The organism is Sphingopyxis flava (genome assembly GCF_900168005.1).
In the GTDB taxonomy this organism is placed as follows: Bacteria; Pseudomonadota; Alphaproteobacteria; order Sphingomonadales; family Sphingomonadaceae; genus Sphingopyxis; species Sphingopyxis flava.
The window spans coordinates 1-1162 of the sequence record NZ_FUYP01000109.1 but is presented as its reverse complement, the minus strand read 5'-3'; the positions used below and the strand labels follow the sequence as shown (position 1 = coordinate 1162).

The 1162-nt window shown below is 67.1% G+C and carries 1 protein-coding gene; it reads right to left on the bottom strand.

The annotated features are described in order from the left end of the window. Positions 1-1056, bottom strand: a 1056-nt coding sequence (tnpC, locus tag B5X69_RS20740; protein WP_408012868.1) for an IS66 family transposase, incomplete at its 3' end; no start/stop codon positions are given. Positions 1057-1162: the final 106 nt, after the last annotated feature.

Below are 1162 nucleotides of genomic sequence, written 5' to 3'. Positions count from 1 at the left end.
CAGGTCGTCGAACAGCGGCTTCAGCATCAGCTGCCGGCCTTCGAACCGCCGTTCGGGCGACTTGCCCCTGAGCGTTGCCTCGATCTTGTAGATCGCCGAGAAGCGGCGCAGTACTTCGGCCGCAACGGGCTCCTTCTCGCGAAAATCGTAGAATTTGCGCCGCGCGTGAAGCAGGCAGAATGCGAGGGTGGCACCGTTGCGACGCTTGATCTCGTTGTAGCCGGCATAGCCGTCCACCTGCAGCACCCCGGCGAAGTCGCCGAGATGGTCGATCGGATGCTCGCCGCCGCGGCCGGTGGCGTACATGTAGACGACGGCGGGTGGCGCAGTGCCGCCCCAAGGCCGATCATCGCGGGCATAGGCCCACAGCTGGCCGGTCTTGGTCTTGCCGGTCCCGGGAGCCAGCACGGGCATGCGCGTCTCGTCGGCGAACAGCTTCACCGAACTCCTGAGTTCGGCGAGCAGATGCGCGCGCAGTGGAGTCAGCCACCATCCGACGCGCCCGACCCAGTCGGCGAGCGTTGCCCGGTCGAGATCGATCCCCTGGCGGGCGTAGATCTGGGCTTGCCGGTAAAGCGGAAGGTGATCGGCGTAGCGCGCGACGATGACCTGGGCGACGAGCGCGTCGGTGGGCAGGCCCTGATCGACGATGAAGCTTGGCGCCGGCGCCTGGGTGACGCCGCCCTCGTCGCAGCCGCGGCAGCCATAGCGCGGACGGCGGGTGACCAACACGCGGAAGATGGTGGGCACGACGTCGAGGCGCTCGGTGACGTCCTCGCCGATGACATGAAGATCGCCGCCGCAGCAGGCACACTGCTTGTCTTCGATGTCGACGACCTGCTCGATACGCTCGAGATGGGCGGGCAGCGCTCCACGGTTGTTGCGGCGGCGGCGCTTTGTCTCGCTGGTCGCGTCAGCCTGGTCGATCAGCGCCTCGAGCCCGGCCTCGGCGCGCGACAAGGCAGCTTCGAGCTCTTCGAGCACGAGCTGGTACTGGTCGGGATCGAGCCGCTCGGCGCTCTGGCCGAAACGGTGGCGCTTTAACTGGTCGAGAATGTCGTTGAGGCGTATCCGTCATCCCAGACCCACGTGGCGGAACCGTGTCGGTCAAGCGTCTTAGGAGGGGGCGTTGCGCCCGGCGATCTTGGGGAAGTGCCAGGGC